This window comes from Filimonas lacunae (genome assembly GCF_002355595.1).
Taxonomy (GTDB): domain Bacteria; phylum Bacteroidota; class Bacteroidia; order Chitinophagales; family Chitinophagaceae; genus Filimonas; species Filimonas lacunae.
Genome location: NZ_AP017422.1, coordinates 333,993 through 360,992, shown reverse-complemented (window position 1 = coordinate 360,992; position 27,000 = coordinate 333,993). Strand labels below are relative to the sequence as shown.

24 protein-coding genes and 1 tRNA gene are annotated in these 27,000 nt (G+C 42.4%); 4 read left to right on the top strand and 21 right to left on the bottom strand.

All coding sequences use genetic code 11. From position 1 onward, the window contains the following. Positions 1–16 precede the first annotated feature (16 nt). Both FLA_RS31975 and FLA_RS01455 read right to left on the bottom strand, forming a co-directional pair. Positions 17–2,254: a DUF7151 family protein gene (locus FLA_RS31975; RefSeq protein ID WP_084206458.1), complete on the bottom strand. Its 2,238-nt coding sequence runs from the start codon at positions 2,252–2,254 to the stop codon at positions 17–19. A 31-nt stretch (positions 2,255–2,285) separates the two neighbouring features. Beyond that, the gene (locus FLA_RS01455) at positions 2,286–3,665 is read right to left on the bottom strand and encodes a T9SS type A sorting domain-containing protein (RefSeq protein WP_076381634.1); all 1,380 of its coding nucleotides are present in this window, start codon (positions 3,663–3,665) and stop codon (positions 2,286–2,288) included. A gap of 120 nt (positions 3,666–3,785) precedes the next feature. Here FLA_RS01455 and FLA_RS01450 point away from each other — a divergent pair, with 120 nt between their 5' ends. Continuing rightward, on the top strand, positions 3,786–5,732 hold the full coding sequence (locus FLA_RS01450; RefSeq protein WP_144264136.1) for a tetratricopeptide repeat protein: 1,947 nt from the start codon (positions 3,786–3,788) through the stop codon (positions 5,730–5,732). Here the strand turns inward: FLA_RS01450 and FLA_RS01445 are convergent, their stop codons facing one another. The 8 genes from FLA_RS01445 to tgt all read right to left on the bottom strand — a co-directional run bounded on the left by FLA_RS01445 (position 5,733) and on the right by tgt (position 12,625). Next, the gene (locus FLA_RS01445; protein ID WP_076381632.1) at positions 5,733–6,074 is read right to left on the bottom strand and encodes a DUF2304 domain-containing protein; all 342 of its coding nucleotides are present in this window, start codon (positions 6,072–6,074) and stop codon (positions 5,733–5,735) included. Positions 6,075–6,085: 11 nt separating this feature from the next. Beyond that, positions 6,086–6,799 (bottom strand): glycosyltransferase family 2 protein, encoded by a 714-nt coding sequence (locus tag FLA_RS01440; protein ID WP_076381631.1) that lies wholly within the window; start codon positions 6,797–6,799, stop codon positions 6,086–6,088. A 569-nt stretch (positions 6,800–7,368) separates the two neighbouring features. Further along, complete coding sequence (gpmA, locus tag FLA_RS01435) at positions 7,369–8,058, bottom strand: 2,3-diphosphoglycerate-dependent phosphoglycerate mutase (RefSeq protein ID WP_076381630.1); 690 nt, start codon at positions 8,056–8,058, stop codon at positions 7,369–7,371. Positions 8,059–8,220: 162 nt separating this feature from the next. Continuing rightward, complete coding sequence (locus FLA_RS01430) at positions 8,221–8,526, bottom strand: DUF4157 domain-containing protein (protein ID WP_231940376.1); 306 nt, start codon at positions 8,524–8,526, stop codon at positions 8,221–8,223. Positions 8,527–8,694: 168 nt separating this feature from the next. Then, positions 8,695–8,768: transfer RNA gene (locus tag FLA_RS01425), tRNA-Ala, on the bottom strand. A 130-nt stretch (positions 8,769–8,898) separates the two neighbouring features. Beyond that, a complete protein-coding gene (locus tag FLA_RS01420; protein ID WP_076381628.1) occupies positions 8,899–10,224 on the bottom strand; it encodes a citrate (Si)-synthase, eukaryotic in 1,326 nt (441 codons plus the stop codon). Positions 10,225–10,352: 128 nt separating this feature from the next. Continuing rightward, complete coding sequence (locus FLA_RS01415) at positions 10,353–11,453, bottom strand: LptF/LptG family permease (RefSeq protein WP_076381853.1); 1,101 nt, start codon at positions 11,451–11,453, stop codon at positions 10,353–10,355. Positions 11,454–11,485: 32 nt separating this feature from the next. Then, positions 11,486–12,625, bottom strand: coding sequence for a tRNA guanosine(34) transglycosylase Tgt (gene tgt / locus FLA_RS01410; RefSeq protein ID WP_076381627.1), 1,140 nt, complete (start codon positions 12,623–12,625; stop codon positions 11,486–11,488). 59 nt (positions 12,626–12,684) lie between these two features. On the opposite strand from tgt, the gene FLA_RS01405 reads away from it, so the two are divergent. The 3 genes from FLA_RS01405 to FLA_RS01395 all read left to right on the top strand — a co-directional run bounded on the left by FLA_RS01405 (position 12,685) and on the right by FLA_RS01395 (position 15,188). Then, a complete protein-coding gene (locus FLA_RS01405) occupies positions 12,685–13,806 on the top strand; it encodes a glycosyltransferase (RefSeq protein WP_076381626.1) in 1,122 nt (373 codons plus the stop codon). 42 nt (positions 13,807–13,848) lie between these two features. Then, positions 13,849–14,472 carry a 16S rRNA (guanine(527)-N(7))-methyltransferase RsmG gene (rsmG, locus tag FLA_RS01400; RefSeq protein WP_076381852.1) on the top strand — a complete coding sequence of 208 codons (624 nt, stop codon included), beginning with the start codon at positions 13,849–13,851 and terminating at the stop codon, positions 14,470–14,472. A gap of 134 nt (positions 14,473–14,606) precedes the next feature. Further along, positions 14,607–15,188, top strand: a complete 582-nt coding sequence (locus FLA_RS01395) for a phosphatase PAP2-related protein (protein WP_096511415.1) — start codon at positions 14,607–14,609, stop codon at positions 15,186–15,188. 63 nt (positions 15,189–15,251) lie between these two features. Here the strand turns inward: FLA_RS01395 and FLA_RS01390 are convergent, their stop codons facing one another. The 11 genes from FLA_RS01390 to FLA_RS01340 all read right to left on the bottom strand — a co-directional run bounded on the left by FLA_RS01390 (position 15,252) and on the right by FLA_RS01340 (position 26,999). Further along, positions 15,252–15,674, bottom strand: a complete 423-nt coding sequence (locus tag FLA_RS01390) for a hypothetical protein (protein ID WP_076381624.1) — start codon at positions 15,672–15,674, stop codon at positions 15,252–15,254. Positions 15,675–15,775: 101 nt separating this feature from the next. Continuing rightward, positions 15,776–16,780, bottom strand: coding sequence for an acyltransferase family protein (locus tag FLA_RS01385; protein WP_076381623.1), 1,005 nt, complete (start codon positions 16,778–16,780; stop codon positions 15,776–15,778). A 98-nt stretch (positions 16,781–16,878) separates the two neighbouring features. Beyond that, on the bottom strand, positions 16,879–18,180 hold the full coding sequence (locus FLA_RS01380) for a UDP-glucose dehydrogenase family protein (RefSeq protein WP_076381622.1): 1,302 nt from the start codon (positions 18,178–18,180) through the stop codon (positions 16,879–16,881). 165 nt (positions 18,181–18,345) lie between these two features. Continuing rightward, positions 18,346–19,743: an undecaprenyl-phosphate glucose phosphotransferase gene (locus FLA_RS01375; protein WP_076381621.1), complete on the bottom strand. Its 1,398-nt coding sequence runs from the start codon at positions 19,741–19,743 to the stop codon at positions 18,346–18,348. Positions 19,744–19,876: 133 nt separating this feature from the next. Continuing rightward, positions 19,877–21,121, bottom strand: coding sequence for a WcaI family glycosyltransferase (locus FLA_RS01370; RefSeq protein ID WP_076381620.1), 1,245 nt, complete (start codon positions 21,119–21,121; stop codon positions 19,877–19,879). Positions 21,122–21,189: 68 nt separating this feature from the next. After that, entirely contained in the window at positions 21,190–22,023 is an 834-nt protein-coding gene (locus tag FLA_RS01365) for a glycosyltransferase family 2 protein (protein ID WP_076381619.1), read from the bottom strand. A 24-nt stretch (positions 22,024–22,047) separates the two neighbouring features. After that, entirely contained in the window at positions 22,048–22,593 is a 546-nt protein-coding gene (locus tag FLA_RS01360) for a WcaF family extracellular polysaccharide biosynthesis acetyltransferase (RefSeq protein WP_076381618.1), read from the bottom strand. A 12-nt stretch (positions 22,594–22,605) separates the two neighbouring features. Next, positions 22,606–23,784 carry a glycosyltransferase gene (locus FLA_RS01355; protein WP_076381617.1) on the bottom strand — a complete coding sequence of 393 codons (1,179 nt, stop codon included), beginning with the start codon at positions 23,782–23,784 and terminating at the stop codon, positions 22,606–22,608. After that, positions 23,781–24,914: a glycosyltransferase family 4 protein gene (locus FLA_RS01350; RefSeq protein WP_076381616.1), complete on the bottom strand. Its 1,134-nt coding sequence runs from the start codon at positions 24,912–24,914 to the stop codon at positions 23,781–23,783. Before FLA_RS01350 ends, FLA_RS01355 begins: the two co-directional genes overlap by 4 nt. A gap of 9 nt (positions 24,915–24,923) precedes the next feature. Beyond that, entirely contained in the window at positions 24,924–25,907 is a 984-nt protein-coding gene (locus FLA_RS01345; RefSeq protein WP_076381615.1) for a glycosyltransferase family 4 protein, read from the bottom strand. A gap of 51 nt (positions 25,908–25,958) precedes the next feature. Then, entirely contained in the window at positions 25,959–26,999 is a 1,041-nt protein-coding gene (locus tag FLA_RS01340; RefSeq protein ID WP_076381614.1) for a CgeB family protein, read from the bottom strand. Position 27,000 lies beyond the last annotated feature (1 nt).

Below are 27,000 nucleotides of genomic sequence, written 5' to 3'. Positions count from 1 at the left end.
TATCTATGCTTATTACTTAAAACAGCTTGATAATAGAAAGTCTTGTTGTACCATCTGTAGATACTGGTAACTGATTGGCAACGTTATTGGCAGTAACAATATTAATTTTATCGCCCACTGCCAGTGAATATACAGTAGTAACCATACCTGTAGAAGTACTTGTTGCCGGAAAATTAACGTTACTAAAAGGTCCGCCCACTCCCCATGCTATAACAGTAGCTGAACCACCGGATGGTGTGTAGTTTACTCCCGGCCGGGCAATGCCAGTAGCAGTATAGGTGGTAGTTAAGTTAACAGTTATCATATATACACCTGCAAGTGCCGCTGTATAAGTTGACCCGTCAAAAGACCCGGTACCAGGTGCACCATAGCTATTGAATGTTAAGCTACCAAAAGAACTGGTAGAAGCAACAGCTACATTCTGAGAATTTGTATTGGCAGCAATAACACCTATTACACCACTTCCACCACCACTTGGCGTAGACCAGGTACCATCCCCTCTTAAAAAAGTAGTAGAGCTGGCTGTTCCACTTGTGGTAGAAATTTTTCCTACTGTAACACTATTATCTGCAATTTTTGTGGTGGTGATTTTACTGCTTCCGATGGTAATTACACCAGTGCTTGTAAGTGAAGCGTCCCCAGTCATCGAAACCGGTACACCTGGAGCATAGGGAGCAGTACTCATTGTTAAAATCATCTGGCCGCCTGTGGTTCCGTTGGAAAAGCCATCACCTGTAGCTCCGGTGGCTCCGGCAGGACCAGTTGGGCCTGCAACACCTTGTGCTCCAGTAGGACCAGTGGCTCCCGCAGGACCGGTAGGCCCAGTTGCCCCCGTAACACCCTGAACACCTTGTATACCTTGCGGACCGGTAGCACCTGTGGCGCCAATCGGTCCGGTAGCACCAGGTACCCCCTGAATGCCTTGAATACCCTGAGGACCAGTAGCACCTGTATCGCCGGTTACTCCCTGAATGCCCTGTGGCCCCTGGGGACCAATAGGACCGGCAGGCCCAGTAGCACCAGTTGGACCAGTGAGACCAATAGAACCTGTGCTTCCAGTTACCCCCTGAATACCTTGCGGGCCTTGTGGACCAGTTGGGCCAGCTGCGCCAATAGCACCGGTTGGACCAGTATCACCCGTTGCGCCGGTTACTCCCTGAATGCCCTGAATACCTTGCGGGCCAGTAGCACCTGTTGCACCGGTAACACCTATTGCACCAGTAGCGCCGGTTGCACCGGTTACTCCCTGAATGCCTTGGATACCTTGCGGTCCGGTAGCACCTGTTGCCCCGGTAGCCCCTATTGCACCAGTAGCGCCGGTTGCGCCGGTTACTCCCTGAATGCCTTGGATACCTTGCGGTCCGGTAGCACCTGTTGCCCCGGTAGCACCTATTGCACCAGTAGCGCCGGTTGCGCCGGTTACTCCCTGAATGCCTTGGATACCTTGCGGACCGGTAGCACCTGTTGCGCCAATAGCACCGGTTGGACCAGTAGCGCCGGTTGCACCGGTTACTCCCTGAATGCCTTGGATACCTTGCGGACCGGTAGCACCTGTGGCTCCGGTAACACCTATTGCACCAGTAGCGCCGGTTGCGCCGGTTACTCCCTGAATGCCTTGGATACCTTGCGGACCGGTAGCACCTGTGGCTCCCGTAGCACCTATTGCACCAGTAGCGCCGGTTGCGCCGGTTACACCCTGAACACCCTGAACACCTTGAATACCTTGCGGACCTGTGGCTCCAGTAGCGCCGGTAGCACCTGTGGCTCCCGTAGGCCCGGTTGGGCCTACGGCTCCGTTACATATGTAAATGGTAAGTGTAATATTAATTTCAGTGGCATCTAACACTCCATTGTTATTGGAGTCGTTACCAACTTCAATTTTTGAACCACCTGTAGCGCAATTAGCACCAGCAGCTTCTGATGATGTTTTCACCAAGGCGTTTGAGCCGTTGGTGCCTGCAGGGCCTAGCGCACCCAGGTAACTCCAATCAGGAGCAACGGTGGTTCCCTTGTTAAAATAAAAGCCACTGGTGCCATCTGTCTGAAACACCAATAAGCCGGTTGCGGGGCTTACTATAGCAAGTCTTTGCGTAGCAAGCATTCTCGGTATCAGTATACCTTTTACCGTGCTTTTTACATCCAGCATAGCACTATTATCAGGCAGCGAACCATCGGCATTAACACCTACGTTTTGCGCAGAAACCTGTAACGTGCATGCCAGTAAAAAGCCTAGAATGAGTCTTTTAAGTCGCATGGTTGTTTAATAAATGATTGAGTATTAAAGATTATTGTTTTACTATCATATAGGCAGTTCTGGAAATGTTCACCATGCGCACATAATAAACTCCCGGCGTTACATGACTAATATCACAGGAGATACTGTTTGGTCCCACCACAGCATTCATTTCCTGGCGGGCTACTATCACACCAGCATTGCTCACTACTTCCAGGTACACCTTCTGCTGTATAAAGCTGCTGAACTTCACATTTACAGGGCCGGTAGTAGGATTAGGATTTACCTGCAATACAGAATTAGGATATCCTACGGGCGCAACAGAAGCCGTATTTGAATAACGGTAACTGCCATCTTTAAAAAATACTTTATAGCGGTAATACCTCGGGCTAGGATAAGTATAAGGCCCCTCAACAGGTTGCGGATCGGTAAAGTAATAATTGGTAGCTGAGGTAGCTGTTGTGGCTGCAGGTAAGCTGCCTATATACTGAAAAAAACCTTTATCAACTATGCGTTCCAACTCAAAGTGATCAGTATTGATTTCATATAAGGTAGTCCAGGTAAGATCAGCCTTGTTACCAATTAAAGTTGCTACCAGATCTGTAGCACGTGCTGGATCAGAAATATTACTGGCCAGCACATACTTACCAGCAAAAGCAGCATTATTGATTTCAATGGTATTAGCCACTGAATCAAAAGCTTTTTGCGTTTGTAAAGTACCTGCTGTATTGGCAGCCGTTACATAGTACACGCCCAGCTCTTTCTCTGCCACCCCATTGAGTTCATCATCAAAATACCGGAATGTAACATCTTCTTTAGCCGTTGTGCCATTAGTTGCGGTAACATCAAAAAAGCGGTTAATGCCAAAGGCACCACCCAACTGTTGCGATTGATGTCCACGTTTAATAACGGTGTGCCCTAAATTAGAAGCAGGTGTAAACAACATACCCAGGTTTCCTGGATTAACGCTGCTACCGGAAGCAGTGATCTCAGCCGACCTCATAATAAATCCGCCGTTAGACCCCAATACACGGGAACTGGCAGTTTCACCATTTAATACGCCTGTAGGTCCCAAATCCAGGTTGTATCCATTTAAATCAATATTGCCACTGCCCAGGCCTACTGAACCTGCTACATAGATATGTTGTAACAGTGTAAGGGTATTACCCGCTTTGCTTAGAACAATATTGTTAAAGGATGTGGAAGATGTACCTGATACAGAAGCAGGCAAAGCACCGGTAAAATCTACAGTTCCGCCACCGGCAGCGAAGGTGCCGGAGTTGACAAGGCTACCTTCATTAATCACGATATGAGCGGTATTGGCTACCAGGTAGCCACCATTGCTAATAATCAGCCCCTGTGAAGAAGCCGGTTTAGAAATGGCAATAGCTGCCATTAAAGGCAGGGATGTTAAGAACAGCTTGGGTTGCATTTTATGCGTGTTTGCAATTGGTTATTCCGATAAAAATAACTTCTTTTTTTGTATATAAATATTTCTTTTTTTTCCTGTATCATTACAGCCATTTATATCCTCTGCAAAGATCGATTTGTTATGAAAAGAATATATCCCTGTTTTCCGTTAATTATTGTCCTTTTTGCCGCTATACTCACCTACGCAAATCATTTTCACAATAGTTTTCATTTTGACGACAGCCATACGATAGAAAACAATCTTAGTATCAGAAGGTTACAAAACATCCCTTCTTTCTTTACAGATGCCACTACTATGAGCACGTTACCTTCTAACCAGTCGTACCGCCCATTGCTTACCACTTCCACTGCTATAGACTTTTATCTGGGTGGCAAGCCTTCACCCGATCCGTACATGTTCCATATCACCAATTTTATTTTGTTTTCATTAATAGGCATATTGCTTTATGCTTTTCTAATATTTTTCTTAAACCAGGCGCAACAGCATGCGCTGAATAAGTGGGTAGCAGTAATCACAACAGGATGGTTTCTGCTTCATGCTGCCAATGCCGAAACTGTGAACTATATCATAGCCCGGTCGGACATCATGTCAACCTTATTTATTATAGCTGCCTTTATTTGTTACGTATATTCAGCCATTTGCAGAAAATATTATTTATACCTGGTTCCGGTATTACTGGGACTGCTCTCTAAAGAACAGGCTGTCATGTTTATTCCTTTGTTTTTGCTATACAAATTATTATTTGAACAAAACCTTCCTGTTAACAGCTGGTGGAAAGGCAGAAAGCAGGTTATAAATGTGGTATTTAAAAACCTGGTTCCTGTTACCGTTACAGTAATTGTGTTTTTATTTGTACGCCACATGACCTCCAGCACCTGGACCCCCGGGGGAGCTAATAAATGGCAATACATTCTTACACAGCCTTTTGTAATATTCCATTACTGCTACAACTTCCTATTCCCCGTTAACCTGGTAGCAGATACCGACTGGACTGTTATCAATAGCTATAGTGATGACAGGGTAATTGCAGGGACATTGTTTGTGTTGGTACTGGTAATGCTTATCATTAAAACATCGGTTAAAACAACCACACGCCCTATCGCTTTTGGTATAGCATGGTTTTTACTGGCGTTAGCACCTACCAGCCTGCTGCCCTTTGCAGAAGTATTAAACGATCACCGTACATTTTTCCCCTACATAGGCCTGTTTTTAGCCTGTGCAGCGCTGGCACAGCAAACATTACCGGCATTGATGCAAACACAATATCCTGCCCGTAAATGGGTAGCGCTTGCGGCCTGTATGCTGGCGCTTACATTACATGCATTTGCTACCAGGGAACGCAATAAAGTATGGGCTACCGAAGAATCGTTATGGAAGGAGAATACAGTAAAAGCCCCTGGCAATGGACGTGGCTGGATGAATTATGGAGTAGCTTTAATGTCAAAGGGCGATTTTCATACCGCAGAATACTGTTTTATAAAAACTACACAACTCTGGCCATATTATTCCCGTGCTTATACAAACCTGGGTATAGTAAAGCAGTATAGCAATGCACCTGCCGAAGCAGAAGCTTATTTTAAAAAAGCTATTTCTTTAGATAACCGTGTGCCTTCTACCTATGGCTTGTATGCCAGATTTTTAACCATGCAAGGCAGGTTTTCAGATGCTGATGTTCTTATCAGCCAGGGATTAGCACTTAGCCCTCACGATGAAGTATTACTAAAAACTAAAGAAGCAAACACTGCCGCCCTTGTACAGAGCACGCACACTTCAGCCAATAAAGCCCCAGCCCAACCAGCACACGCTAAAACACCAGAAGACTATATCAACATTAGCTTAAAGGCTTATAACAACGGCAACTACCTGCAATGTATTGAAGCCGCACAAGAAGCCTTGAAATTACATCCGGGTTACGACATAGCTTATAACAATATATGTGCTGCTTATAACAGGCTAAAGCAATACGATAAAGCTATTGAAGCTGCCAACCAGGGTTTACGTTTTAACAATAACAATATTTACCTGAAAGGAAACCTGGCCGAAGCTTACAAACTGAAAAATCAGTAATTATTTTTCCTTTTCCAGCTTCTCCTGTAACAAGGCCATCTCCTGCGTTAGCCTTGTTACATTTTTCTGCAGCTTAGAGTTTACGACAGATAAATGCAGCAGGTATATCAATATCAGAAATATTAATACGGTAAATACAAGGTTAGGGGCAGCATACACCCCAAACAACTTTGCCAACACTTCCAATCCATCACGCCATAGCGAGAACAGAGTAAGCAATGCAGTACAGGCAATCCACACTACGGCATACTCTTCGCGTAGTTTGCCTTTTACAATTAAACGGGAGATGTAAAGCACAAACAAAAAGTCAACTATAATAGTGATAAGCTGTATTCTGGCCATTACTGATAGGTTTAAAAATGACGTATATAAGAGAAGAACATGGAGATGGTTACTTTGGTGCAATAATAAAAGGTAGCAAAATTTCTGATAGAAGATTTACCGCCTGCCCTTTCGCGCATTACTACAGGAGTTTCCGCAATTTCCAGCCCCTGCCGGGCGAAAAACACCAGTGATTCCGGTTCGGGGTATTCATCAGGATAGTACGCCGAAGCCATGGCTATGGCAGTTTTATTCAACAAACGAAACCCGGAAGTGCTATCGTAAATAGCATTTCCGGTAAATACTTTATTTAACCAGTGAAAATACCTGATACCGGTACGCCGTAGCGCTGACGACTGAAACCCTTCCTTCACCAGGAAACGGGAACCAATAACCACATGCGCGCCCGTTGCCTCCTGGCATTGAAGCAACCGCACAATTTCTTCCGGAGGATGCTGCCCATCTCCATCTACCTGCAAAGCAAAATCAAACCCATATCTATGGGCGTACCGGAAACCGGTTTGCACAGCCCCGCCAATACCTAAGTTTACAGGCAAATCCAATACCACCACCCCTTCTTTTCTGGCAATTGCGGCAGTATTATCAGCAGAAGCATCGTTTACTACCGCTATGGATAAATCGTACCCGGGAATGGTTACTTGTCGCAATTGTTGCAGCAAAGCAGGCAACGCTTCCCCTTCGTTAAAACAAGGTATTACTACAAGTACAGTTTTGGCAATTGGCATGTTGGAGCAGGACTATTTGTCAACTAAACTATTAAAAGATTCGACAATGACAAATATATACTGAAATCCTATACCCTTTCCTGTTAGGGTAACTGCAGCCGGGCCATCTGTGTAGACTTTACTGAAACAGCAACCAAAACACAGGTAAGCGACTGGCTACGAAACCTTTGTGCGTGAACGATACCGTTTTACTTTGTCAGGATTGAACATAATATTTACCCCTGACAGCTTTAATAATTGCAGTAGCACTTTATCTGAATGCGCACCTTCCTCCATTGTAAAAGACAGTAAACCATCTATTAACCGATAACAACATACACATTGATTCATTTATTTGCAACCTTTACCAGACAGCACCATACCCTCTTTATGGATAGCATAATAAATTTCATATATGAATGAAAGGTTTTTCTGGTCTGTTTGCTACAGACTCTGTTACATTGAAGCTGGTAGTAACATGGCGTGCTTGTTGCCATTGTATAACATGTTCTGCATACTTCGCACAAAATGCTTACAAATAGTATGAATGGAACTGATAGCAAACAGGATTGCACCACTTGCATTCCCTGTTAGTCAAGATAATAATGCCTGATGCTGTTTAGCCTGTCATCCAGTTCATACACCCAGGGAGTGGCTGTAGGTATATCCAGCTGTGTTACCTGTTCATCGGAAAGGTTTTCAATGTATTGCACCAGTGCCCGCAAGCTATTGCCATGTGCACTGATAATCACTTTCTGATTTTGCTTCAATGCAGGGATAATGCTTTCATGCCAGAAAGGAAGGGCACGCGTCATGGTTTCGCTCAGGTTTTCTGTCAGCGGCAATTCGCGATACGTAAGATCGTTGTAACGCAGGTAGTGTCCGGGAAAGCGCTCATCATTTTCTGTAATGGCAGGTGGGTGCGCATGCGGATCACGACGCCATTGGTGCACCTGCTCTTCACCATACTGTTGCACAATCTCAGCCTTGTTCAGTCCCTGCAAAGCACCATAAAAGCGCTCATTCAGCCGCCACGATTTCTTTACCGGTATCCATAGCTGATCCATTTCTTCCAGCACAAAATGCAGGGTTTTAATGGAACGCTTTAGCACCGAAGTAAACCCTATATCAAAAGTAAACCCATGCTTCTTTAATAGTTGTCCTGCCTGATGCGCCTGTCGCACACCTTCTTCCGACAAATCCACATCTGTCCAACCAGTAAAGCGGTTTTCTTTATTCCATATGCTTTCGCCGTGGCGAATCAATACTAATTTTTGCATATTATTTTACCACCATTATCCTGCCATTTTTATATTATATGTTTACCTTTTCTTTACCAAACCACGTTTTACCTGCTGCTATTACAAGTCATATATACTACTATACAAAAGATAAAAAGGGTTAATTTTATATAGAGATAAAGACACTCAGCAACACTGCTGTTATTTCTTGTTTTTAACAGGCACCAGCATAGTATCATTCATGATAGCAGGATTCTTTTCTTCCGCCCTTGCTTCTATTTCCAGCGGGTTATTATAATAACCATATCGAAGGCAATACCACAGGTAAACAGGTAGGAACAGCAATACAGTCATGCGCTGATATTGTCTCACATGGCATACCTCGTGTCGTACCCACTCGCTATCCCGCAAAAACTCTTCAGCAGTTACCCCATGCAAATAAATAGTACGGCGCACCACCATGGCAATAGCGGAAGCTTTCATTTTGCGGGCTGCATACCTTGCCATCCGGGAATTTTCTTTTATCAGGCACACTAACATAGCTTATGCATCTACAACCTTTCAGAAAGGCCCTGTTTGTTTTGACAGAGCCATTGTTTTATCAACATTGATAAGGTTAGGTTCAGTTATCGGCAATAAAAAAGCCCCGATATTACTATCAGGGCTTCCTTTTCGTGGAGGTTACCGGAGTCGAACCGGTGACCTTTTGCATGCCATGCAAACGCTCTAGCCAACTGAGCTAAACCCCCGAAGAGGTTGCAAATGTATAGGATACATTTGATTCAGACAAAATTTAATCTCATCTTTTTATCCAAATAAAAAAGAGCTCCCGTAAACAGGAACTCTTTCTAAATATAAATAGGTGGATTACGCTGGTAATTATTCGCCCCAGATTTCGCCTTCGCCTTTTAACCAGGCTTTTACAGAATCGGTGGTTACAGACTTTGGACGCTCGATCGCAAATCCTAATGCTCTATCCCAACACAGGCTGGCTAATACACCCAGGGCACGGCTTACACCAAACAACACGGTGTAAAACTCATATTCGTTCATGCCGTAGTGTACCAACAATGCACCGCTATGCGCATCTACGTTAGGCCATGGGTTTTTCACCTTGCCTAAAGCAGTTAAAATAGGAGGTACAGTATCGTAAATGTTCCATACAGTTTGTACTAATGGATCGTTAGGCATGTGCTTTTTACCAAACTCCATTTGTGCAGTAAAACGTGGGTCGGTTTTACGCAATACAGCGTGACCGTAACCAGGTACTACTTTACCGGAAGCCAGGGTATTGTTTACATACTCTGCAATTTGCTCAGGAGTAGGTTTAGCAGTGTTCAGCTCTTCGCGCATTTCAAAAATCCACTTGATCACTTCCTGGTTAGCCAGGCCATGTAAAGGACCAGCCAAACCGTTCATACCTGCTGCAAAGCACAGGTAAGGATCGCTCAGGGAAGAACCTACCAGGTGGGTAGTGTGTGCAGATACGTTTCCACCTTCATGATCGGCATGAATGGTCATGTATAAACGCATCAGTTCAAAAAAGCTCTTGTCTTCGTAACCCATCATGTGAGCCAGGTTACCAGCCCAGTCTAACAGGCCATCCGGCTGGATATGCTCGTTGTTTTTATATTTACGGCGATACACATAAGCAGCAACACGGGGCAGGCGGGCAATCAGATCCATAGAGTCTTCAAAAATGTAACCCCAGTAATCTTTCTTGTTAATGCCTTTTGCGTATGCTTTTGCAAAATGACTTTCTGTTTGCATAGCCATGATAGCAGCAACAAACATAGTCATCGGGTGTGCACTTATAGGAAACGCATCAATTACATCAAATACGTGGTTAGGAACGTGACTTCTGCGCTGCCATACGGAAGTTAATAACTGAACATCTTCTTCAGTTGGAATTTCACCTATCAGCATCAGGTAAAAGATGCCTTCCGGTAAAGGTTCGTCACCGCCTGGAGCTTTAGGTAATAACTGTTGTAACTCGGGGATGGAGTATCCACGGAAGCGGATACCTTCTTTAGGGTCCAGCAAGCTGGTTTCGGTTACCATGCCTGTTATGCCACGCATACCCTGGTAAATTTGCGATAGGGTTACCTCCCCTATTTTTTTAGAACCATGCTCTTTCAACAAATCTTTTATCTCTGCACCAGCGGCTTCTGCTTTCGCTTTGAACCTTTCCTTGATTACTTCCATGACTGCAAAAATTTTTAAATATAGGCTACGACAATTGACCTTTTTTACCTGCTTTTTTAATAAAGGTTAAAGGTAAGTCAACATGCTTATCAACACAAAAGTTTTTGAAAGAAATGAAAACTCCACCCTTATTTAGGTGACTTCTTATATATATAATAAGCCACGCATGAAAACACCAGGTTGGGTATCCAGGCTGCTACTAACGGCGGTAAGTTTCCTTTCGTTGAAAAAATAGTAGAAAACCTGTCCATTAATATAAACAAGGCAGCGATAATGAAGCCCATAGCCAGGTGTACACCGCTTCCGCCTCTTACTTTCTTACTGCCAATGATAGCACCAATTAACGTTAATATAATAACCGCTATCGGCGTAGCATCCCTTCTGTACCTTTCTATCTGAAGTGCCTTTACTCCTTCTGTTCCCCTAAGCTCTTCCAGTTTTATTCGGTGAACGAGTTCGGGAGTGGTCATTTTATCTTTGGCAAAATCATCCTTTCGTAAATCGCGTGGCTCAAAAGTGAACTTCATTTGCTTGGTGGCTGTTAACGTAGTTTTTTCTTTCAGTCCATCTATCTCTCTTTCCACTACCTGGTCCAGTGCCCATTTTTTAGTGGCCGTGTCCCAGCGTATGGTTTCGGCACGCAGGTTAAACGACACCTCATGAGGTTTGGCTTTGCTTACGCGGTGTAAGAAAAACGGGCCGCCCTGTTTGCGCACGGTATCATAATAATGCACCCCTGCATAGGTAAAAGAGTCTATTCTGAAATACAGGTTATTACTGCCTTGCACCAGGGGGTTGTAGGTAGAGTTACCATTTACATATACGTCTTCAAAATAAGTACGCTTCACTTCGGCACGTGGAATCACATACCCGTTGGCATACCATAATATAGCTCCCAGAAAAATACCCGCTAACAGGTAAGGCTGTAACACCCTTCTGAAATGCACGCCACTGGCCAGTATAGCCACAATTTCACTTTTACCCGCCATTTTAGAAGTGAAGAAGATCACCGCAATAAACACGAACAGCGGAAACAGCAGCGCTATAATATGGGGAATGAAGGCCAGATAATAGTCCACCACTATTTTAGAAAAGCTCCAGCCACTTTTTACAAAGTCGTCTGTTTTTTCGCCCACATCCACCACCACCGAAATAATGGCGAATAAGAAAATAGCAAAGAAAAAAGTAGTAAGAAATTTTTTGATAATGTACCAGTCGAGCTTCTTCATACCCCCTAAATGTAAAATGGAATTTTTAAATACTACAATCTTTGCTTTAATACCGGTATTATGTTTTTCTTCCAACTATCAAAGTCGCCTGCCAGAATACGCAAACGCGCTTCCTTTACCAGCCACAGGTAAAAAGCAAGGTTATGAATGCTGGCTATTTGCAAAGCCAGTATTTCATTGGCCACAAACAGATGGCGCAGGTAGGCTTTGGTATAGTAACGGCTGGTTTCACAATCCAGTGAAGGGTCAATTACCGAGAAGTCGGTAGCCCATTTTTTATTACGAATATTAACAACTCCTTGGGTAGTGAACAACATGCCGTTGCGTCCGTTACGGGTAGGCATTACACAATCAAACATATCTACACCCAGCGAAATACCTTCCAGAATATTCCACGGCGTGCCTACGCCCATCAGGTAACGGGGTTTATCTGCTGGCAATATATCGCAGCAAAGCGCCGTGTATTCATACATCATTTCTTCCGGCTCCCCTACACTCAGGCCACCAATGGCATTACCGGTTGCGTTGCAGGAAGCAATGTATTCGCTCGATGCCCTGCGCAAATCCGGGAAAGTGCTGCCCTGTATAATAGGAAACAGGTTTTGCGTGTAACCATACTTATCAGGCGTTTCGGCCAGGCGGGCAAAACAACGGTCCAGCCAGCGGTGTGTTAACTCCATGCTTTTACGGGCATAGGTATACTCACTGGGATAAGGCGGGCATTCATCAAAGGCCATGATAATATCCGCGCCAATACTACGTTGAATATCCATTACACTTTCGGGAGTAAACAAATGGCGGCTACCATCTATATGTGACTGAAACAATACGCCCTGCTCGGTAATTTTCCGGTTTTCGGCCAGCGAAAATACCTGGTAACCACCGCTATCGGTAAGTATAGGACGGTGCCATCCATTAAAATGATGGAGTCCTCCGGCTGCTTCCAGCACGTCCACACCCGGGCGCAGGTATAAATGATAGGTATTACCCAGTATAATCTGTGCATTGATTTCACTGTACAACTGCTGTTGGGTTACGGCTTTCACGCTTCCCACGGTGCCTACCGGCATAAAAATGGGTGTTTGTATTACACCATGATCGGTGGTGATTACCCCTGCACGGGCTTTGCTGTTGCTGTCAACTCCCGCTAATTCGAATGATAATGCTGCCATAGCCGGCAAAAGTACTAACAACCCCCTCAACTATTCAACCTAACAACTATTTTTGCCGGATGAATATATTGCCTTCGGTTCTGCTGTCGCTATTTGCGCTATTTTGTACAATAGTGGCGGTGCAGGTGTTTTATTACCTGTTTTTCTTTAGAAGACTAGCTGCCTACAAACCTTCACAAAAGGCTGAAACCCAGGAATATCCTGTTTCTATCATCATTTGCGCCCGTGACGAAGCGCACAACCTGGCTAAAAACCTGCCGGGCATCCTGGTACAGGGCTACCGCACCAGCCACGAGATTATTGTGGTAAACGACAATTCCAAAGACGAATCAAAATACTTACTGGACGAATTCAAAAAATCATTCAAAAACCTGATTCCTGTGCAACTGTCACAGGAAGCCAAACTCATACCAGGTAAAAAATTCCCGTTATCTATGGGCATTAAAACAGCACGCTACGAAATAGTGTTGTTAACCGATGCGGATTGTATGCCGGCCAGCGAATTCTGGCTGCAGAAAATGCAGGATGCTTATCAACCAGGCATTGATATTGTGCTGGGTTACGGCGCTTATCATAAAATGCCGGGTATCTTAAATAAGCTGATCCGCTTTGAAACCTTCCATTCAGCCTTACAGTACTTTTCATTTGCACTGGCCGGCCTTCCTTATATGGGCGTGGGTCGCAACCTCTCTTATAAAAAAGCATTATTCTTTAATAACAAAGGCTTTTCATCTATTAACCAGATTCCTGGTGGCGATGATGACCTGTTTATTAACATGGTGGCCAACAAAAAGAATACAGCAATTGTAATAGACCCCGAAACCTACACCCTTAGCAGCCCCAAGAAAACCTGGAAAGAATGGTGGCGTCAAAAAAACAGGCATTATTCAGCAGCGCGTTATTATAAACCCAAGCATAAGTTTTTATTGGGATTGTATTCTTTAACACACGCTATGCTATATCCCTTGCTGATAGTAGCGTTGTTTTATAACTGGTGGATAGCTTTATCGGTATACGGCGTGCGTTTACTGTTACAATCGTTTATCTGGTACAAGAGCATGAAGAAATTGCAGGAGGTGGATCTGTGGCCCATGTTCCTGTTGTTCGATATCTGGATGTTTGTATACTATTTCCTGTTTGTGCCCGCTTTATGGAAAAAGCCTAAGCAACATTGGAATTAATAACAACAAATTGAGTGTTTACTAAAAAGGAGGATGTTTACCATGGAGGTAGTTTTAAAATATTTTACAGAGTTTACGGAGAAGCAGTTGGAACAGCTGACTGCATTGAAAGAGTTATATACAGAGTGGAATGAGAAAATAAATGTGATTTCCCGCAAAGACATTGATAGTCTGTATCTGAAGCATGTGCTGCACTCATTGACCATTGCAGCGGTGATAGATTTCCGGCCAGGCTCTCAGATTATAGACATAGGCACAGGTGGCGGTTTTCCGGGCATCCCTCTGGCTATTTTCTTTCCCGAAGTACAGTTTCACCTGGTAGATAGTATTGCCAAAAAACTGAAGGTAGTACAAGCGGTAGCAGAAGGCGCTGGCTTAACCAACGTTACCGTACAACATACCCGTGCTGAAGAAATTAAAGGCCGCAAGTTTGACTTTGCCGTTTCCCGTGCGGTAGCTCCTTTAAAAGACCTGCTGCAATGGAGTAACCCATTGTTAAAGAAAGGGGGGACGCAGGAGCTGGCCAACGGTTTAATATGCTTAAAAGGCGGCGACCTGGCCCAGGAAATATCTGAAAGCAATGCCCGCCCCAGGATGATCCCTGTAAGAGATATTTTTCCGGAGGAAGGTTTTGAAGACAAATACCTGCTGCACGTAGCGCGATAAGATTCTTAAAATATACTTAACTCATCATAAACTACCGGGTTTTATCCGAACTTCACTGAATGCCCCCAAGTAGCAAACCACCGATAGCACTTGCACCGGCAGGCTGGAAATGTGCCATACAGGAACTGCTTTTTATGAAAAGGATGGTTACTGGCATATTGGCTGTCGTGCTGATACTGTTCATTTTTCCTCATTTCTTTCAGCTGATCGAAAAACGGGAAGGCATAGTATTGCACGATATTGTGTTGCAGTATGTTCCTCCAACCAATGTATCTGTACCTATTTTTATATTGCTGTGGGGTATGTTCTTTTTGTTTGTGGTTCGTATTATACAAACGCCTGCCCTGCTTCTTACGTTTTGTTATTGTTACTTAATACTGTGCATCATGCGCATAGTAACCATATCACTGGTGCCTTTAAATCCGCCACATGGTTTGATAGAGTTGGCCGACCCGCTCAGCAATCTCTGCTATGGCAAGAAGTATATTACCAAAGACCTTTTTTTCAGCGGACATACTTCTACCATGTTCCTGCTATTTTTATGCCTGGATAAGAAATGGGATAAACGTATAGCCCTTGCAGTAAGCATATTAATGGGTTGCCTGGTGCTGATACAACATGTACACTACACCTGTGATGTACTGGCAGCCCCCGTGTTTACCTGGTGGTGTTTTAAAATGGGTAAAAAGCTGGCGTTAAGAGAAGGGACATTTTAAAATAGCATATAAACAGAAAAGCCGGTTCAACGTTGAACCGGCTTTTCTGTTTATATGTTTCACTTATGGTACGTAAGTAGCCGGAATAAGCGTAATTTTTGCGGTAATAGTGCCTGAAAAAGGCAAACCTGGTATGGATTGATTGTAAGCATCTCCCACACCAAGCTTTAAAATACCATTATAATAGAAATACGTGTACGAGTAGCCATTATACACCTGTGGTAAAGCTTCGTAATTATGAGTGGCGCCATTAAAATCCACTGCTACCGAAATAGCACCGTCAGCATACTCCACCGTATTGATATCGTTGGTAAGGTCAATGTTTTTGGTGTAGTAGGTTTTATCAGTGGCGTCATAAACCCAGTCAGTGATTTTTATGTCCTGATAAATAGTTTTACTGGGAGTTACCTGTGTGATATACTCTTTTTTACAGCTGGAAAAAAAGACCAAAAGGGCCAGTAAGGGTAGAATAAATAGCTTCTTCATAATCCAAGTTTAATTGTGTGCTTTAATGCAAATTACATGCTAAAAAACGATGAACAAACATAATTCTCCTGCCATTCTCCCTAAAAAGCCCTTTAAATAGCCTATTTAAACAGTTTATTGACCAATGGCTGCAACTTCATCTCAATGATATACGCCAATCCTGCCACCAGGGCTATTTTGGTAACAATTTCCAAAACCGGGTTCATTTCAAAATGGGACTGCACCCAAATGGGATAATGCAGCACATAAATTCCATAAGAGATAGGTGCTATCAGATAAAAAGGCTTTATCACGTTTACCAACGCTTTGGTGATATTGGTAAGATATATGATACCTGCCAGGCAAAGTAAGGCAAAGCCAAAATGCCGCAGTACCAGGTAAGGGTATATACCTACCTGCACATTATGATTGCCGGTATAGAAAATAGCAGTTTTCACCATTAATATCCCTATAATCAGTAACAGGTACTTTACCAATAAGTCTGGCCTGCTTTTCTTTCTGTCGCCCAGGAAATATTCCCCCACTTCCAGTCCGCCCCACCATATCAGAAAGTAAGAGAGCACCAGGAAAATATGATTAGGGAAGAGGATATAGATCACCATGTTCACAACACTGAATAAGCCAATAACATGTATTCTGGAAGGTTTATCTTTTATCACCGGGTAAACAAAAGGAAACAACAGGTAAAACATCCATTCATAAGAAAGCGACCAAAGCGGTGCATTTCCTAAAAAAGAGTTCACTATATTTCCGGGCTTTCCCGTTTCAAAATCCTGTAGCATTAACAGATTACCAATGAGCTCTTTTACAGAAAAAGTATGGCTCACAAAAATCACAGATACCAGCAAGGCGCAAATTAACGGGAAGTAAATTCGTCTTGCTCTTTTAACAAAATAGGTTCGCAATGTTTTATCACTCCCCTTTTCATATGAGTAAAATATCACCAGCCCCGATAATATAAAAAAAATAATAACCGCTTCCTGCCCAAACCTGAATGGCAGGCGTAGCAAACCCGAAAGACTGGCCGAACTAAGTATCCAGTGTCCTATTGCAACGTAAATACTGGCGGCTCCTCTTAAAGATTCAAGGATATGTAACTTCTTCATTATTCAAATGGGATTAAAGTAAAAAATGCACATTACAGGTAATATGCATTTTTCAACTAAGATGGTATGGTAGTAAACAGGAAAACGAGCCTTATCAATTACGGACGACCAATACTTTGATAATGGAATCCCAGCCCTCTCACCTGTTCTACTTCAAACAGGTTACGACCATCAAAAATCGTCTTCGTTTTCAGTAGAGAAGCAATTTGTTCAAACACGGGTGTTCTGAATTCGTTCCACTCTGTAGCAATAATCAACGCGTCTGCATTTTGCAAAGCACTGTATGGATCTTCTGCAAAAGCAATACTGTCGCCCAATAAACGTTTTACATTTTTCATGGCTTCCGGATCAAAAGCAGTTACAGTAGCACCTGCTGCCAGCAATGCATCAATAATATATAAAGCCGGCGCTTCACGAATGTCATCCGTATTAGGTTTAAAAGCAAGCCCCCACAACGCAAAGTGTTTACCCTTCAGCGAGTCGTTATAATATGCTTTAATCTGGCTCACCAGGTGCAGCTTCTGCAATTCATTCACTTCTTCTACCGCATTCAGTATTTTAAAATCGTAGGCTACTTCGGTAGACGATTTAATCAACGCTTTTACATCTTTAGGAAAACAGCTGCCACCGTAACCAATACCAGGAAACAGAAAACGCTTTCCAATACGCTCATCTGTTCCAATACCTTTGCGTACCATATCAACATCAGCTCCCAGTTTTTCACAAAGCCGGGCAATCTCATTCATAAATGAAATTTTGGTAGCCAGAAAAGAGTTAGCCGCATACTTGGTTAATTCAGCGCTTTTCTCATCCATAAAGATGATAGGATTTCCCTGGCGAACAAAAGGCGCATACAAATCTTTCATCAGTTTTTGCGCTCTTTCAGAAGTAGTACCAATTACTACACGGTCAGGCTTCATAAAATCATCCACAGCTACACCTTCACGTAAAAACTCCGGGTTACTTACAACATCAAAATCGCCCGAATAATTTTTAGCAATGGCAGCATGCACCTTTCCGGCAGTTCCTACCGGTACCGTGCTTTTATCAATAATAACTTTATAATCTTTCAGCAATTTACCAATCTGGTCAGATACGCCCAGAATATAGCTTAAATCGGCACTTCCATCTTCTCCGGGCGGTGTAGGCAATGCCAGAAATACCACTTCAGCATCAGCCAAACCCGCCGCCAGATCTGTTGTAAACGTTAAACGCCCTTCTTTAAGGTTACGGGCAAATAATACTTCCAGTCCGGGTTCAAAAATTGTGATTTCCCCGCCGGAAAGCTTTGCAACTTTGTTCGCGTCTATATCTACGCATGTTACATAATTTCCGGTTTCAGCGAAACAGGTACCTGTTACTAAACCTACATAACCAGTACCAACTACTGTCAGTTTCATTACTTGAGTCTCTTTTAGTTTATATAAATACAGGCTGCCATGCTATTATCACATTTGCACTGCATACGTTAAGAATATCAATAAATAAATTAGCGGAAAGTATAAAAAAACTGCACCCTCGCATTCAATGGACGCAGTTAGAAGAATATCAGGAATGCAGGAGAATCAGTAAGCCTGTTCTTCGCCCTTAAAAATATTTATCACGGTCATGAATATAATTTTTACATCCAGCATCAGCGACCAGTTTTCCATATACCAGATATCATATTCCACCCTTTTCTCCATCAGCTCTGTATCTTTTGTTTCCCCCCTATACCCATTTACCTGTGCCCAACCGGTAATGCCAGGTTTCAGAAACTGACGCACCATATACTTTTTAATAATGGCACTGTATTGTTCGGTATGCTTTAACATGTGCGGCCTCGGGCCAACAATACTCATATCGCCGATAAATACATTCCAGAACTGTGGAAATTCATCAAGACTTGTTTTACGTAAAAAGGCACCTATTTTAGTAATTCTTTTATCTCCTTTAGAAGCCTGAAGCAAATCACCTTCCTTATTTTCTCTCATGCTTCTGAACTTATAACACCAGAAAGGTTCATTATTTTTTCCTGAGCGTAGCTGGCGAAAGAATGCTGCCCCCTTAGATTCTAATTTAACAAGAATTGCCAGAATGGGAATAAGCCATGATAGAATGAGTATAATTACTATTGAACTGATAAAAATATCAAAAAATCTTTTCTTAACACGGCTGCTTACATCCTGAAGCGGCTCTGCCCGTAGGCTGATCACGGGTAAAGTATCGAGGTATTCCACATGATGCGCAGCATAGGCACCTGGTTGAAATTCCCCTACAAATTTTACACGGATACAGTTACGTTCAGCAACTTCCAGTAACTCTGTTACCTTTTCGTGTTGCCCAGGCAATAGTGTGGAATAAACTTCCCGGATCTCATTTTTAATAGCAAAATCGATACACTGATCAATGGCACCAACAATTCTTCCATCCTCGTTAATTGCATACCCTCCACTATCATCTATATCAAAAAAGCCTTCAAATGAATACATTTTTTGCTTGCCTTCAAAGTAGTTGGCCAGCTTCATACCCATTTCATTATATCCGATAATAGCCGTTTTCTGCTGTAATCTGGCTTTATCTATAATAAACTCTACTACAAACGTAAGGAAAAAGCGACTGATAGTAAAAAACACACTCTGCAAAATAAGGCTCACCAGCACAAAGCTTTTATAAAACTCAGCCTGATCTCTATACATCAAAAACACAGCAAAAAAACAGATATGTACCAATATCGTTTTAACTGTTTGACGGAAAGTTGTTTCTAACTTGGCTAAAGTAACATACTGATATAAACCTAATAAACCCGCAGCCAGCAGCCAGCATAAATTAAAAGCAAATAGATTTAAGGGACTGTACTGTGTTCCCAGTGAATTATTAATATTTTGAAGTATAAAATAAGATATAAGCCACGATCCATTCACAATGATGAAATCGCTTGTTAATAGCGTTACTCTTAAAAGATACTGGAAACGGGTTCCCATGAGATACTGGTTTTAAATGGATATTAAACATACTCTTAGCATTTTCAAATGGCAGTAGCAATATCTCTTATAAGGGGAAATACAAAAGCCATGCTAAAATTACATTTTTATCTAATTTTTTACAACAAAACCCTTATACATCACCTATATACCTGCTTAAAACATTATCAATAGACAAATTATTCTCTGCATAAGCCCGGGCATGAGTTGCAACATCTAAATTACTACTCATTATTGCATTCTCGATCCCCTTAGTTAAGGAGTCTTGATTCTCAGCTTCTACCAGAATTCCAATGCCGTATTTTTTCACCAGATCGTACAAGGAAGAACCCGGATTAGCCGTAATTACAGCTACTCCCCCCACAGCAAGAATGGTTGTTAGTTTTGAAGGCATTACCAAATCACTGGCTTTAGCTTTTTGAATTACCAGATGCAGATCGGCCATATTTAAAAACTTATTGAACTTTTCAAATGGCTGAAGTGGATAAAAAACCACATTTCCCAGTTTTAAAGCCTCAGCTATCGCTTTTAGTTTTTCTTTATAAGGTCCCGAACCACAAATAAGAAATTTAATATCCTTTTTTTCCCTTAGCTTATCAGCAGTATGTATAATTGCCTCTAATCCCTGTTTTTCGCCAATGGCACCGGAGTATAAAACAATCTTATCGGTGGGCGCAAACCCAAACTCCTCTTTCAACTGCTCTTTATCATTCAATGGATGAAACACATTCACATCCACCCAGTTAGGAAAAAAGGTAACTTCTTTGCCCGCCTTGGCTTTGATCTTTTCTATCATTCCATCAGAAATACTACTAACAGTATCAGCATGCTGAATGATATACTTTTCCAGACCAAATAAGGTTTTAATCACCTTTTCCGACTTTATCATCTGTAAGTCGCGGGCAGCCTCGATCTGCAAATCCTGTATATGATAAAAAAACTTAGCCTTACGTATCTTCTTATATAATACAGCCAGTAGTCCCAGGTGAAACGGAGGCACTACTGTAATAACAACATCAAATTTTTTAGCAGGAATTAATTGTAAAATCTTTACAAAGCACGACATGCTGAATGAAAAATCCAGCATAATACGCTTTAACCCGGAAGGCGTTTTGGGTACATAATGTGGACAGCGGTATATTTTTATATGATTGCCCCCTTCTGTAACCGCTTCTTTTATTTCTGTTTTATACCAGAACCAGCGCTTATGATAAGGATGCTGAACCTGCCAGTGGGGGTAGTAGGGATAAGTAGTGATAACGGTGCATTCAAAACCCTTGGCAGCAAGCCAGTCTATCATTTCACCATTGTATTTACCAATACCGGTGGTTTCAGGATAAAAGTTACCGCCAACGAGTAAAATTCGTTTTTTAGACATAGGAGATTGGAAATCGTACTAAATATTAGCAATATTACATGATGCTTAACAGAACTTGATATTATTACCTAAACCCTGCCATTATTTTCTACCTGCATTTGTTCTTTTGTTTTTAAAACAATAAAGTATTCATAGATGGATTGTAAAGTAGCATATGTTATACCCTCTTTGCCATCAAGAAAAGAACGCCGCGCCACAACCATATACATCCACTTAATAAAGGGCCGGAAAGGCATTTTATAAAAAATGCCTTTCTGATGATAGCGCTTTTCAGAAAAGTCTTTACTCAACAGGGCTTTTTTCCATGAAAAATTAAAGTTGCCCTTGTGTTCTTCTATCCATCGCGCCGCTTCCATTGAAGAATATTGATTGTGCTTATGAAGCCAGTGAGCATATCCCTTAGAAAAGGGATAGTGGTCAAAGTAATAATTCAAATCTTTCACTTCTCCTTCTACTTCTATCACCTCATTAATTTCTCTGTGATAAGATGCTTTTCCTTTTCGTACCAGCCGGATATAAAAAGGAGATATCTGCGCATGCTTTAACCACCTCTTGCCTAAAAAATCCCTTCTCCGTATTCTGAAGCCAGCTGTACCAGGAGTAGTAACCGGCAACACCTGTCTTATTTCACTTACCAGGTCGGCAGGTATACGCTCATCTGCATCCAGGATAAATATCCAGTCATGTAAATAATTCAATGTGGTTAATGCAGCATTCCGCTGACTTGCATACCCATCAAATTTCCGTTGGCTGATTTTTGCACCAAACGATTGGGCGATATCCAAAGTTTTGTCATCGCTAAAGGAATCAAAAACATGCACATCATCGCACCATGCCACTGACTTAAGACAATCAGCAATATCTTGCTCTTCATTCTTAGTCAATATCAGAACAGACACCATTGTATTTAATTTTTACCCGGATAATTAATCAGTTATTACTCTTTCTTTCAGCGGCTTACATGGGTGCCCTGCACAAACCATCCATGCAGGCATATCTTTAGTTACCACCGAACGTGCACCAATAACAGCACCATCACCAATGGTAATACCAGGATGAATAAATACTTCTGCTGCTATCCACGCCATATTACCTATATGAATAGGCTGAGTATATAAGGGATGTCCCTTTTTTGTGTAATCGTGCGATCCAGTACAAATGTTGGATCCTTGTGAAATAATGGCTCTTTTGCCGAGAAATATTTTACCCTGGCTATACAACTCAACGCCATTGGCTATACCACATTCATCATCCAGTTCCAGGTTCCAGGGCGCCCATATAGTAACCTTAGGATACACGTGTACCCCTTTACCCACTTTGGCCCCGAAACATTTTAATATAAAGGCTCTCCAGGCATGAAGAGGCTTAGGCGAATACTTGAAAAAAACAACATAAAAAACGCTCCAGATCACTCTTTGAATCCTGTTTGATAAGGAAAAAGATGCACCTGTGTGTGTGTCACTGTTTACCATAAAAAGGAAGGGTTAACTATTTTTATTCGTTAATACTTGTTTCATTGCTAATGCCGCCTGCTCTACATCATAATAAGTTTGATAAGCATTTTGGGCATTGCTTCCCATAACCTGCTTTTCCTCATTGGAAAATGCTATCCACTTTTCCAATAACTCTTTCACCCCTTCTGCATTATCATTAGCTACCAGTCCCGCTTTGGCCGCGCTGATTTCTTTCCAGATATTTACCTGGTTAGAAATTAAAACCGGTTTACCACAAGCCATAGCCTCCACTACTGCAATACCAAAATTCTCCTGGTGGCTTGGCAGTACAAAACATTCGCAGCCATAAAAAGCACCCCACTTTGCATCTCCCCCCAACATACCTGTAAAAAGTATATTATGTGCACCTTTAGCCAACTCCTGTAATTGTTTGCCATACTCACTTTCCATTCCCGGACCGGCAATTACCAAAGCCGGCAGCTTATGCCCTTTTTTTTCTACAGCCAGGTAAGCAGTCACCAACAGGTCAACTCCTTTCTTTGAATCTACCCTGCTCAAAAACAACAGGTAAGGCTGGCTATTCAACCCGGCACTCAGTGCCTCAAACGCTTCGGTCATTTCTTTACGAAAAGCTGGTGGTTTGGATATGCCGTACCCGATATTCAATTCCCGCTGAGGTTTATATCCATTAAATGTTTCTCTGGCCAGCAACAGCTCCTGCTCACAGGTGAACAAAATACCATCTGCCCCATTGATAACATATTTTTCAATTAAATGCCAGAACACAGAATTCCGGATAGCCTTTACTCTACGCTCTTTTGCCCGCTGAAACCAGGGATCCAGCATACCGTGTGGCATCACATACAACCTGGGCGCTGTGCCATTCTTCTGCTTATACTTTTTCCAGAAACTGTATACTCCATAAGAATTGTATAGCCATAAACCATGGATGATAATAATATCATATGCTGCTATATGTTGCTCCAGCCAGGAATGCAGATTGCTGCAATAAGCGTAAGGACCTTTTGCAGGCCCTATTGTGTGAATGGTAAAAGGATCTTTTCCCAGGTAAGCAGCACCCGGAACATCAAAACATAATACTTCATTCTCCACACCAATAGCTTTTAAAGCCGGTATACTATTCCGGATCCCCTGGCAAGGCCCTCCGTTTTTAGGATCCATCGTGGAAATTACACGCAGTATCTTCATTTGCTCCAAGCTGTATAAGGTTTATTATTATGATCTGTGCTATGGACGTAATGCACTATTTGAGAAAAATAACCGGCCATTGCTTCTCCGGAGATATTAGCCCCGGCCCAGTTTTTAATAAGTTGCCTTTGCTCATCTGTTACTGTACCTTGTTTCATACAGTTTTGCAGCAGACTGGCAATGCCGGCAACCGAACAATCCTCTATTACCTCTCCTAAAAATGCCGCGTTCTTATTAATAAATACAGAAGATCCACAGAATTTACTCACCAGCACGGGTGTACCAGCCATTAAAGCCTCGCTGATCACTGCCCCCCAACCGTCATGTCTGCTGGGCAAAACAAGCAAGTCGTATGCAGCTATCCTTTCGCGCATCACTTCATTAGGCAAAAAGTCAAGTAACCGTAACTTCTCCTTTAAAGAGGAGGCATTTTGTACAGCCAGCGCCTGCTCTTTATTCGCCTGCTCAACGCAATAAAAGTCAGCTGAAAATGCAGCATCATTCCCTATAGATTCCAACGCCTGTATTAACAGGTCGTAACCTTTCCGGTGAATCATTGATCCTACAAAAGCCAGTTTGAATAACTGATTAGCCGGTCTTTCCTGCTGTTTACCGGCAAGCCTTTCTATAGTATAGGCCCAATGGAAAATCTGGCGGGGAGCATATCCCCATTGTTGGTATTGGCGTACAGCCTGCCCCCCTATGCCCAGGAGAAAAGCAATTTTTTTTCCATATTGCATTTTATGCACGTACCCCCGCAGCATTCTTAACTTCCCTTTCCAGCCTCTTTCATCCATAGGCTCAGAAAGAACCCCGATAATGCATTTACGGGCTACAGCGTATTTAAATGCCTGGTGAACGCCGGGAAACGCCGCTATTCCTGAAAAAACATGTATGCAATCAACACCGCTGTTTGCATCAATAATGCTTTGCCAGTTATTTACAAAATCGGCCGCACTCACCACTTTTACCCCGGTAAGCACAGGCTCTTTCCAGCCCATGCTCACTCTTTTAGCCGACAATGCTTCTGTGATAATCAGTGTAACCTCGTAACCATTTACATTGGCAAGCGCATTAAAAAATGCAGATTGGTGAATACTATTGGTATTCTGCCAAAAAAATAATTTCATAAAGCGGGGTTATTGGTTCTTTATAGTTTTTTCATAAAGATCGAAGTATTCCTGAGCAACTCTTTCAGGTGCAAAACGCTCCAGGTTCTTTAGTCCGTTTTGTATCAGCACCTCGCGGTAACTGCTGTCATTTTTTAACTTCAGTAAAGCCACCCGTATTTCATTCACATCAAAAGGATTTACCAGCACAGCAGCATCGGCGGCGATTTCCGGCATGCTGGCTACATTACCGGTAATCACTACCCTGCCGGTGGCATTGGCTTCTATAATAGGAACTCCAAAACCTTCATACTCTGATGCAAAAAAAAGAATATCACATTTTCTATAGCATTCTACCAGTTCCTCCCTGGGAATTCGCTCATGCCATTCATAGGCTATCCCTTTTGCTATCAGTAATTCTTCCAGTTGCGCATCTCTTTTACGAACCAGTATTAAACGAAAGCTATGGCCTTCTATTGCTTCTATTAACCGGTGAATGTTTTTATTCAGTCCGCCCCCTACCTGGAGTATAGCAGGACATGATTCGTCAAACGTTTTAGGGCTGTAAGTAAAATCGGCAGGGGCAGGATTATAGATAACGTGCACCTTACTGGCCGGAACATTGGTATGCGCTAAAATTCTGCTTTTGGTAAACTCAGAAATAGTGGTTACCGCAGCAACCCTCGACAAAGGCAAATCAAGCCAGAATAATTTAAATATTTTTTTCTTTATTCCTGTCAGCGTTCTTTCATAATGTCCAACATCATGAATGGTTAATATCGTTTTCTTTCCCTTTAAAACCAGGGCCAGAAACTGAACATCGCCAGTAATATGATTAATGTCGCCTTGTACCTTAGGCGCTTCCAACAGGGAGTATAAACGTTTCCATTTCTCGGTGCAATAATATTCAGCCATCTGAATTTTTCCCGCCAACGCTTCTCTGATTAAACTAAACACGCCTTCAATGCTAAATGCCGAAGGGGCTTTGGGTCGATAATAATAGGTAACCTTCATAAATCCCGTTATTTCATAAAGTTGATACAATACCTCTGTAAACCAGAAAAACTACAAACCCATATTTTTCAATATTGCGGTGCAAATATCTTCATTCCCTACTTGTAGCCTGCGCACTTTTTCCATACCCTTTATCCTTATACTTTCTCTTTTTGCGTCGTCGCTGAGTAACTCTTTACAAATAGCAGCACACTCTTTTGCATTGCTCCAGAATACCGCTTCCACGCCTTCTTCATACATTTTCTGGTGCACACTTGTTCTTTCAGCACATAACAGCCCACCAACATAGGGCACTTCTACCGATCTCCTTGTGTGCAAATCGCGATTACCTTTTGATAATAACCCTATACAAATTTTAGCACCCTGTATGGCAGTCATATAATCAGTATTGTGTATTGATTTACCGCGCATATGAGATTGAATACTTTCGTAATGGGCACTTCGTTCCCAGCCATCGCCCCATATACTAACAGGTACACCTTCTTCAATCAACTCTTTAAAAAATAAATCTCTGTTTTCATGCGGAATCCATGTGCCAATAAAAGCCACTTCTGATTGAAATTGCGATGGCACCTGCTCACGGCTGTTATAAGGAGAAGTATGTATTACTTCATCGTAAGACATAAATACCTTCATCACTTTTTGCGCACCATATTTCTTTAATTCCGCTTCTTCCTTTTCATAGCGAACTACACAAAGATCATAATAACGCAAGCCTTTAAGCAGGCTTTTAAAACGGTTACCATCTCTTTTACCGGTAGGATCATCATTGTTGTATAACACCATGGGACATCCCACAGCTTTTAATACCAGCGCTGCCTGCCTGCCTATCAGCTCGCCGCTATTTACCCAGATAAGATCGGGTTTTGGTAAAACTGATAATTGCGCTGTTAACCATTTGGCTACTACAGGTTGCAAAAAAGCATATCCTGTTGAATAATGCAACTTGTTTAAAATGGCATTGGTTAAATATTTTTTTACAGCTAACCTCGGGTTAATAATGGTAACAGCATGGTTTAACCTTACCAATGCTTCCATTCTGTGCCTGGAAGTGGAATGAATATTATCCTCGCCTATATACAATATGTTCATG

What these genes read in the sequence shown, in the direction of transcription:
- FLA_RS31975 (WP_084206458.1), bottom strand. Translation starts at nt 2,254, where the DNA reads ATGCGACTTAAAAGACTCATTCTAGGCTTTTTACTGGCATGCACGTTA.
- FLA_RS01455 (WP_076381634.1), bottom strand. Translation starts at nt 3,665, where the DNA reads ATGCAACCCAAGCTGTTCTTAACATCCCTGCCTTTAATGGCAGCTATT.
- FLA_RS01450 (WP_144264136.1), top strand. Translation starts at nt 3,786, where the DNA reads ATGAAAAGAATATATCCCTGTTTTCCGTTAATTATTGTCCTTTTTGCC.
- FLA_RS01445 (WP_076381632.1), bottom strand. Translation starts at nt 6,074, where the DNA reads ATGGCCAGAATACAGCTTATCACTATTATAGTTGACTTTTTGTTTGTG.
- FLA_RS01440 (WP_076381631.1), bottom strand. Translation starts at nt 6,799, where the DNA reads ATGCCAATTGCCAAAACTGTACTTGTAGTAATACCTTGTTTTAACGAA.
- gpmA (WP_076381630.1), bottom strand. Translation starts at nt 8,058, where the DNA reads ATGCAAAAATTAGTATTGATTCGCCACGGCGAAAGCATATGGAATAAA.
- FLA_RS01430 (WP_231940376.1), bottom strand. Translation starts at nt 8,526, where the DNA reads ATGGCAAGGTATGCAGCCCGCAAAATGAAAGCTTCCGCTATTGCCATG.
- FLA_RS01420 (WP_076381628.1), bottom strand. Translation starts at nt 10,224, where the DNA reads ATGGAAGTAATCAAGGAAAGGTTCAAAGCGAAAGCAGAAGCCGCTGGT.
- FLA_RS01415 (WP_076381853.1), bottom strand. Translation starts at nt 11,453, where the DNA reads ATGAAGAAGCTCGACTGGTACATTATCAAAAAATTTCTTACTACTTTT.
- tgt (WP_076381627.1), bottom strand. Translation starts at nt 12,625, where the DNA reads ATGGCAGCATTATCATTCGAATTAGCGGGAGTTGACAGCAACAGCAAA.
- FLA_RS01405 (WP_076381626.1), top strand. Translation starts at nt 12,685, where the DNA reads ATGAATATATTGCCTTCGGTTCTGCTGTCGCTATTTGCGCTATTTTGT.
- rsmG (WP_076381852.1), top strand. Translation starts at nt 13,849, where the DNA reads ATGGAGGTAGTTTTAAAATATTTTACAGAGTTTACGGAGAAGCAGTTG.
- FLA_RS01395 (WP_096511415.1), top strand. Translation starts at nt 14,607, where the DNA reads ATGAAAAGGATGGTTACTGGCATATTGGCTGTCGTGCTGATACTGTTC.
- FLA_RS01390 (WP_076381624.1), bottom strand. Translation starts at nt 15,674, where the DNA reads ATGAAGAAGCTATTTATTCTACCCTTACTGGCCCTTTTGGTCTTTTTT.
- FLA_RS01385 (WP_076381623.1), bottom strand. Translation starts at nt 16,780, where the DNA reads ATGAAGAAGTTACATATCCTTGAATCTTTAAGAGGAGCCGCCAGTATT.
- FLA_RS01380 (WP_076381622.1), bottom strand. Translation starts at nt 18,180, where the DNA reads ATGAAACTGACAGTAGTTGGTACTGGTTATGTAGGTTTAGTAACAGGT.
- FLA_RS01375 (WP_076381621.1), bottom strand. Translation starts at nt 19,743, where the DNA reads ATGGGAACCCGTTTCCAGTATCTTTTAAGAGTAACGCTATTAACAAGC.
- FLA_RS01370 (WP_076381620.1), bottom strand. Translation starts at nt 21,121, where the DNA reads ATGTCTAAAAAACGAATTTTACTCGTTGGCGGTAACTTTTATCCTGAA.
- FLA_RS01365 (WP_076381619.1), bottom strand. Translation starts at nt 22,023, where the DNA reads ATGGTGTCTGTTCTGATATTGACTAAGAATGAAGAGCAAGATATTGCT.
- FLA_RS01360 (WP_076381618.1), bottom strand. Translation starts at nt 22,593, where the DNA reads ATGGTAAACAGTGACACACACACAGGTGCATCTTTTTCCTTATCAAAC.
- FLA_RS01355 (WP_076381617.1), bottom strand. Translation starts at nt 23,784, where the DNA reads ATGAAGATACTGCGTGTAATTTCCACGATGGATCCTAAAAACGGAGGG.
- FLA_RS01350 (WP_076381616.1), bottom strand. Translation starts at nt 24,914, where the DNA reads ATGAAATTATTTTTTTGGCAGAATACCAATAGTATTCACCAATCTGCA.
- FLA_RS01345 (WP_076381615.1), bottom strand. Translation starts at nt 25,907, where the DNA reads ATGAAGGTTACCTATTATTATCGACCCAAAGCCCCTTCGGCATTTAGC.
- FLA_RS01340 (WP_076381614.1), bottom strand. Translation starts at nt 26,999, where the DNA reads ATGAACATATTGTATATAGGCGAGGATAATATTCATTCCACTTCCAGG.